This window comes from Jutongia hominis, from assembly GCF_014384965.1.
GTDB classification, from domain to species: domain Bacteria; phylum Bacillota; class Clostridia; order Lachnospirales; family Lachnospiraceae; genus Butyribacter; species Butyribacter hominis.
Genome location: NZ_JACRSW010000005.1, coordinates 1 through 7,562, shown reverse-complemented (window position 1 = coordinate 7,562; position 7,562 = coordinate 1). Strand labels below are relative to the sequence as shown.

7 protein-coding genes are annotated in these 7,562 nt (G+C 40.6%); 5 read left to right on the top strand and 2 right to left on the bottom strand.

Going from position 1 to position 7,562, the window contains the following annotated elements; genetic code table 11:
- Positions 1-146: 146 nt before the first annotated feature.
- On the bottom strand, positions 147-1,034 hold the full coding sequence (locus H8700_RS01465) for a 4Fe-4S binding protein (RefSeq protein WP_249302514.1): 888 nt from the start codon (positions 1,032-1,034) through the stop codon (positions 147-149).
- Positions 1,027-1,170 carry a CD1871A family CXXC motif-containing protein gene (locus H8700_RS01460; RefSeq protein WP_009263530.1) on the bottom strand — a complete coding sequence of 48 codons (144 nt, stop codon included), beginning with the start codon at positions 1,168-1,170 and terminating at the stop codon, positions 1,027-1,029. The genes H8700_RS01465 and H8700_RS01460 overlap by 8 nt, the downstream gene beginning before the upstream one ends.
- A 54-nt stretch (positions 1,171-1,224) precedes the next feature.
- On the opposite strand from H8700_RS01460, the gene H8700_RS01455 reads away from it, so the two are divergent.
- The 5 genes from H8700_RS01455 to H8700_RS01435 all read left to right on the top strand — a co-directional run bounded on the left by H8700_RS01455 (position 1,225) and on the right by H8700_RS01435 (position 7,117).
- Entirely contained in the window at positions 1,225-1,944 is a 720-nt protein-coding gene (locus H8700_RS01455; RefSeq protein ID WP_249302512.1) for a response regulator transcription factor, read from the top strand.
- The gene (locus tag H8700_RS01450) at positions 1,941-3,125 is read left to right on the top strand and encodes a sensor histidine kinase (RefSeq protein ID WP_249302510.1); all 1,185 of its coding nucleotides are present in this window, start codon (positions 1,941-1,943) and stop codon (positions 3,123-3,125) included. The genes H8700_RS01455 and H8700_RS01450 overlap by 4 nt, the downstream gene beginning before the upstream one ends.
- 292 nt (positions 3,126-3,417) lie before the next feature.
- The gene (locus tag H8700_RS01445) at positions 3,418-3,654 is read left to right on the top strand and encodes a hypothetical protein (protein ID WP_249302508.1); all 237 of its coding nucleotides are present in this window, start codon (positions 3,418-3,420) and stop codon (positions 3,652-3,654) included.
- The gene (locus H8700_RS01440) at positions 3,647-4,420 is read left to right on the top strand and encodes a hypothetical protein (protein ID WP_249302505.1); all 774 of its coding nucleotides are present in this window, start codon (positions 3,647-3,649) and stop codon (positions 4,418-4,420) included. Before H8700_RS01445 ends, H8700_RS01440 begins: the two co-directional genes overlap by 8 nt.
- A 186-nt stretch (positions 4,421-4,606) precedes the next feature.
- The gene (locus tag H8700_RS01435) at positions 4,607-7,117 is read left to right on the top strand and encodes a heavy metal translocating P-type ATPase (RefSeq protein ID WP_249302503.1); all 2,511 of its coding nucleotides are present in this window, start codon (positions 4,607-4,609) and stop codon (positions 7,115-7,117) included.
- Positions 7,118-7,562: the final 445 nt, after the last annotated feature.

Sequence of the window (7,562 nt, the reverse complement as noted above, 5' to 3'; positions counted from 1 at the left end):
GTTTCTTTTACTCATGTTATAAAATCTCCTTTGTACTTCGATGTATTAAGTCGCCAAACTCATATACATCTTACGGGGAGATTTTATTTTTTTCAAATTTCATTCTCTATAGGAATGCTTTAAAATAATAGTAAAATGTTTAATAGCTATCTGTTGTCATTTTTTTGACATGATTTTCCCATAAACCGGTAGCAGATGGCGTCCTTCGGACAGGCCTTTATGCAGGCACCGCAGCGTATGCACTCGGGGTGATCCGGTGTCTTACACACATCCACATCCATCTTACATGCCTTTGAGCATTGACCGCATTTGACACATTTGCTGCTATCAACGGTGATTTTGAGCAGGCTGACCTTATTAAATAATGAGTAGATTGCTCCAAGCGGACAAATCCATTTACAGAAGGGCCTGTAAAATAAGATACTGAGTACAATCACTGCAATTAAAATCATACACTTGAAAGAAAAAAGCTTTCCCAGCGCAGAACGGATAGCAGCATTTCCAATAGATAACGGTATAGCACCCTCTAAAACACCCTGAGGACAGATATATTTGCAGAAGAACGGGTCTCCCATTCCTATAGAGTTCGTTACAAGCATCGGAAGAAGTATAACGAAAACAATAAGAATGACATATTTTAGGTACCTAAGAGGCTTTAGTTTGGTTGTGGATAATTTCTTTCCGGGGATTTTATGAAGTAAATCCTGAAACCATCCAAATGGGCACAAAAAACCACATATAAATCTGCCGAGAGTTACACCGAGTAAAATAAAAAATCCGGTTATGTAGTATGAAAACTTAAATTTTGATGATCCGACAACTGCCTGAAATGCCCCTATTGGACAGGCTCCTGTCGCGGCAGGGCAGGAGTAGCAGTTTAATCCGGGTACGCATACTGTTTTTGCATTGCCCTGATATATTTTACCCTTAAATAAATTTGGAATATGAATATTGGTCAGCAGCGTTGCTGCGGCCTGTATCCAGCCACGTATTTTTGCCAGTTTTCTTGATAGTAATTTCTTTTCCTTATCCAATTCCTACACACTCCAGACATAGTTTTATTGCTTTACCAAGCACTGTAGCCGCCTCACCTCTGACTGCACCATAGCTTATCATGGATACACCAAGGATAAGCAGAATGATTTGACATGTTTTTTGGTATTTCAACATAATGTTGCTCCTTTTTGTTGTATTGTTGACCAGCTGACTTTGGTATTATACAATATGGGTTGTAAAATTATTGTTAAGAAGCAGGAGAACATTTTGAGATTATTAATTGTTGAGGATGAGAAACAAATATGTGATATGGTTGCAAAGAGTCTGTATGCTGCCGGTTATGAGGTGGATACCTGTTATGATGGGAAAGAGGCTCTTGAATGTATACTGTCGGAGAATTATGATCTGATAGTTTTGGATTTGAATCTGCCGGGGATGGATGGCATGGAGCTTCTTAAGGAGCTTAGAAAATACAATGATGAAACTAAGGTTTTGATATTATCTGCAAGAGGTCAGATTGCTGATAAGGTAGAGGGACTGGATGCAGGAGCAAATGATTACATGGAAAAACCATTCCATCTGCAGGAGCTTGAGGCACGTATCAGAAGCCTGACAAGAAGGAAATTTGTACAGAATGATATATGTCTTAAATGCGGAGAAATAAAGTTTGATACGATTAAACGCGAGGCATATGCAAAGGAAGAGCCGGTTCCACTGACAAGAAAAGAGAATGGTATTTTGGAATATTTACTTATCAATATAGGCAGACCGGTGAGTCAGGAGGAGCTGATAGAGCATGTGTGGGATGCCACGGCAGACAGCTTTAGCGGAGCAATCAGGGTACATATGTCTTCACTTAGAAAAAAGCTTAAGGCGAAGCTGGGATATGATCCCATTCAGAACAAGGTAGGTGAAGGCTATAAAATACGGGAGGAGTCTGACAGATGAAAAGAATGTCGCTACAGTGGAGACTTACGTGCATTACTGCATTGTGTATTGCTATTATATGTGGCTGTCTGACTATGTTTGTCTATAAAAATGGTGTGCATTACATCGATTCTCTGCAGGATGCGGTAGAGTCACAGGGGGATGAAAAAGGAAACAAATCAGATGAAATATATATCAGCATACCGGACGATAAGTGGGATGAGTTTGCGGATGAATTTTCGGTTCAGGTGTACAATAATAAGGCCGATTATAAAAGAAACAGTCTGATAATCACGGTTTTGCTGGCGCTTTTGGGAGGTGTCGTCACTTATTTTATAAGCGGGCATGCACTCAGACCAATCAGGGAGTTTTCAGATAAAATTGAAGAGGTACAGGCTCAGAATCTGTCTGATTCAAGAATAGAGGAAAACAATGTTAAGGAACTGAACCAGCTGGGTATTTCTTATAATAAGATGCTTGAGCGTCTGTCGGAAGCATTTGAGATACAGAGACAGTTTACTGCAAATGCAGCACATGAGCTGCGTACTCCATTAGCGTTAATGCAGGTACGGCTTGATTTATATAATTCTGCCTCTCACCCGGGAAATGATGCAGACACTTTGCAGACCATAAAAATGGTTACGGAACAAAATGATAAATTAAACAGGATGGTAAAGACTCTTCTTGACATGAGTGAGCTTCAGACGGTGGGAAGGGATGATAAAATTATATTGGATGCTATTGTTGAAGAGGTTTTGGCAGACCTTGAGCCTCTTGCCGTGGAAAAGAATATAAAGCTGATTGGAAAATGTGAGGATGCCACTATGATAGGCAGTGATATCCTTATTTACAGGCTTGTATACAATCTGGTTGAGAATGCCATCAAATATAATCATCCGCTCGGACAGGTTACAGTAACCGCATATCAGAGAAACAAGCATGTTTATCTGTCTGTAGAAGATACGGGAAGCGGAATACCAAAGGAGCTTAGGGAGAGTGTGTTCGAGCCATTCTTCCGTGTGGATAAATCCAGAAGCCGGGAGCTGGGTGGCGTAGGACTGGGTCTTGCTTTTGTCCGTGAAATCGTTAGAGTACATGATGGCAGTATTTGTATCAAATCAGGCAAGACTGGGGGAACGATTTTCGAGGTGGCTTTTGCACAGCATTCAATGTTAAAATCACGATCATTACAACGAATCTGAATGCTTCCCCAAAACAAAGTAGAGTAATGTTATGTCGTATTGGATCTGCCAGTGCTTTTAATGTATCTTGTATACCCAAGAATTCATCATGCTCCTCGTTTAATATTTAGCCTAATTGTTAAATGTATTATAGTGCAGATATGTTATCTGCCAGACGAAGTACATGGTATAATCTGCTTACATTTGGTGGCGAGTTTCCAGACGGGAACAACTGAAAAGCCGGATGGCAGTCTGGAACTGCCGAATACACTCGGCATTGTATGTAGGTTTCGCCACCGTTCATGTATATGGAATGGGAAATTATACGGGTGAATTGACAGATACTTTTGAAATAGACAAGGCGATGCCGCAGATGGCATCTTATGGTCAAAAGGAAGCGATTGTCGGACAGCCGGTTGATATTCGTTTTGATGCAAAACCGGAAGGAAAATGTACCTATGAAGTTTATAAAGACGGCAGTGATGAACAGACAGACCAATATACAAAGTTAAATGAAAACGGTGAACTTGTTCCGATTCGCTATGGTTAGTAATACAACAGAAGAACTTCGCGCAAGATATGATTATGGCAGGGACAACATTGTTAGTCCATGTGCACAACAGCCAATCAGTGATACTGACAAAAAACGTCTTAGTGCAAGAAAGCTTACGGTTAAGGCAGGAGTAGGTGTGCGTGTTTGCAAAATAAAAGCATACAGGGATGATACATTATACGATGTGATCTACATTGCAACACAACCATGTGATGATAAGGAAAATTATCTGGATGAAGAATACTATGCACATGCACGTCATAAAGTGGAAACAAAGATTTGGACGGATAATATAACCAATCTTCAAAAATTAAATGCGCTTGCAAGCTATATCAGCACGACAACACACTATCCCGGCAGTGGATGTACAAAGAAGGCGACAAACCCGACATTTTGGAATGCTTTTTCGGTTGACGGCATTGATCTGTATTATAATATGTTTAGGACAATGTCAACATTAAACCGTATTATGGATCTGCAGGGAGGTATTACAACCTGCGTTGGAGTAGATATTGTTCAAAAAGCAGCTACAGATGATCTGGGACTGCCATATTTATATGACAGTACGACAGGTACGATCGCAGATGGCGAAGGTGTCTGGTTGGGTATAAAAAGTTATAGCAGCAATCCGTCCGCAGCATACCATGTATCTGTTATTTATAAGGATGCAAATGAAAAAAGATCTTTTGTGGATGCACAGGGTATGATAACGAATACAACATGTGAAGAACATGAATGTCTGGATAAAGTGATACGTGATTGATGTCATTGGATAGATGGATTTTTATGACATTAGAGATAAAAGCAGTCTTACGAAAAGAATATAAAAATAATTCTTCAAAAACTATTGCGTAATAAAGAAAAGGGTGTTATATTAATTGTAATATATGAATGAATGTTCATATGAACAAATGATTTGAAAAGCGTTTTCATTTTAAGGAGGCATCCTATGAAGAAAAAATATTCGATTACAGGCATTGACTGTGCAAACTGTGCAGCAAAGCTTGAGGCAAAAATGAATGAACTGCCGGAAGTGGAAAGCGTAACGTTATCTTTTACGACCCAGCAGTTATATGTAGAAGCAGAAAATCCGGATGAGACAGTAAAAGCATTACAGGCACTTGCGGATAAAGTAGAACCCGGTACAGAGATTGGCAGTCTGAAGCGCGGAAAAAGAAAAGCAAAAGCACATAGTCACGAGCATCACCATCATCATGACGATGACGGAGATTGTTGTTGCGGCCATGACCACAAGCATGAGCATCACGAGCACGATCATGACGATGACGGAGATTGTTGTTGCGGCCATGACCACGAGCATGAGCATCACGAGCATCATCATGACGATGACGGAGATTGCTGTTGCGGCCATGATCACGAGCATGAGCATCACGAGCACGATCATGACGATGACGGAGATTGCTGTTGCGGCCATGACCACGAGCATCATCGCCACCATCATGACGATGACGAAGATTGTTGTTGCGGCCATGACCACGAGCATCATCGCCACCATCATGACGATGACGAAGATAGCTGTTGTGACCATGACCACGATCATTACTATCATCATGATGACGAAGAAGAGGAAGAAGAAAAGACTTCTTTCTTTGCTGAGCATAAAGATGCAATTGTTCTTGCAATCGGAGCAGTATTATTTGTCGTTGCGGAACTTGTAGAAAAATTCGCTAATGTGCAATATCTTCCTGAAAGTATTTTCGTTATTGCATATATTATATTAGGGGCTGAAATTGTCTTGACAGCTGTAAAAAATCTCTTTGGAGGAAAAGTTTTTGATGAAAATTTCCTAATGAGTATTGCAACGATCGGAGCGTTTGTAGTTGGCGATTTTGCGGAAGCTGTTGGTGTTATGTTATTCTATCGCATCGGTGAGCTTTTTGAAGATGTGGCAGTAAATAAGAGCCGCAAACAGATTATGGAAGCAGTTGATATGCGACCTGAAATGGTACGTTTATATGAAGAGGGAAAAGTAATAGAGGTGGATCCTGAAGATGTAAAAGTTGGTGATTGTATCGAAATCCGACCGGGAGACCGCATTCCATTGGATGGTACGGTATTGCGAGGCGAAAGCCGTATTGATACTTCTGCTGTAACAGGAGAACCGGTTCCGGTAGCTGTTGCACCGGGCAGTGAAGTCCTTTCCGGTTGTGTCAATACTTCCGGCATTTTATATTTGCAAGTGGATAAATTGTTAGAAGATTCTATGGTGACAAGAATTTTGGAAGCTGTAGAGAATGCAGCAGCCTCTAAGCCGAAAATGGATCGTTTTATTACAAAATTTGCCAGAATATATACCCCGTTTGTTGTACTTGCAGCGACAGCAACTGCCATCATTCCGTCTATCGTCACAGGCGATTGGGCACATTGGGTATATACGGCATTAACATTTCTGATCATCAGTTGCCCATGTGCATTGGTTCTTAGCGTGCCATTGGCATTCTTTGCCGGAATCGGAGCAGGATCGAAACTGGGTATTTTGTTCAAAGGTGGCGTTTCCTTAGAAATGCTTGCTGACATCAAAGCTGTTGTTATGGATAAAACGGGAACGATCACAGAAGGTAATTTCAAAGTAGAATCTGTGATACCTGCTGATGCATTTACAGAAGAACAGATCATTACGTGGGCCGGCAGTGCAGAGAGTGCGTCAACACATCCGATCGCAGTCAGCATTCGTGAAGCGGTGAAAGAAAGAAAATTAACATCTGAAAAGCCGGAAGATATGAAAGAAATCTCCGGTGAGGGCATTGAAGTTACTTTGCCTGAAGGCAAGATCTTATGCGGTAACCAGAAACTTTTACAAAGATATCAGATCGCTATTCCACAAAATGATCTACAGGAATGCGGCACAGAAGTGTTTGTGGCAAAAGACAGTAAATATGCCGGACGTATCCAGATCAATGATCTGGTTAAGGCGGATTCTACGGAAGCAATCCAGCGTATGAAAACATTAGGTCTTCATACAGCCATGCTGACCGGAGATACAGAGAAAAATGCGAAAGCAGTACAGGAAACGACAGGGATTGATGAAGTATTTGCACGTCAGATGCCAGAAGATAAGTTAAAAAATCTTGGGGCACTTCGTGAGAAATACGGTGCGGTTATGTTTATCGGAGACGGTATCAATGATGCACCTGTTCTTGCAGGAGCAGATGTCGGAGCTGCTATGGGTAGTGGTGCGGATGCAGCGATTGAGGCTGCAGATGTCGTATTTATGACTTCTCGTCTGAGTGCGTTAAATGAAAGCTATAACATTGCAAGAAAGACCAAAAAAATTGCATATGAGAATGTTGTTTTTGCTTTAGCGGTTAAAGTGGCAGTTATGGTGTTGGGGCTTTGCGGTATAGCATCTATGTGGATGGCTGTTTTTGCAGACTCCGGTGTTGCCATGCTTTGTGTATTGAACTCTATCAGAGTTTTGTATGCAAAATCTTTGAAGTAAGTTTATGTTGGAAACTAAACAGGGAAAATTATTGTTTTGACATTTAAGATGTAAGATACATGTGATATTAGTACGATACTAAGGGTTAGATACAAAGGACATCGTAAGAAAAATATTGTAAAAATAACCCTCATTTGTTACAATAGACCAAAGCATAAATCTAATACTTTCTTTAATGCCAAAGCTTATCAGGCATTATCTTAATTTCTTATATTATCTTTAGAACTCTATGCTTTTCATTCACTATCAAAGCAGGAGTTTTAAGGCTCCTGTCACCAAGACCGGGGAAACTGTCATTTTGTCATTTGGTTCAAAACCAGACAGATTATCTATCCGGCTGTAAAGGAGCGTATTATGAAGAAACAACAGTTAAAGATGCAGCGAAACTACAAAGATACCGTTTTTAGAATGCTTTTTAATAACAAAGAGGCATTGCTTAGTCTAT

Excerpts from the sequence above, each read along its gene's own strand:
- H8700_RS01460 (WP_009263530.1), bottom strand. The coding sequence starts at position 1,170 with ATGTTGAAATACCAAAAAACATGTCAAATCATTCTGCTTATCCTTGGT.
- H8700_RS01450 (WP_249302510.1), top strand. The coding sequence starts at position 1,941 with ATGAAAAGAATGTCGCTACAGTGGAGACTTACGTGCATTACTGCATTG.
- H8700_RS01435 (WP_249302503.1), top strand. The coding sequence starts at position 4,607 with ATGAAGAAAAAATATTCGATTACAGGCATTGACTGTGCAAACTGTGCA.
- H8700_RS01455 (WP_249302512.1), top strand. The coding sequence starts at position 1,225 with ATGGGTTGTAAAATTATTGTTAAGAAGCAGGAGAACATTTTGAGATTA.
- H8700_RS01440 (WP_249302505.1), top strand. The coding sequence starts at position 3,647 with ATGGTTAGTAATACAACAGAAGAACTTCGCGCAAGATATGATTATGGC.
- H8700_RS01445 (WP_249302508.1), top strand. The coding sequence starts at position 3,418 with ATGGGAAATTATACGGGTGAATTGACAGATACTTTTGAAATAGACAAG.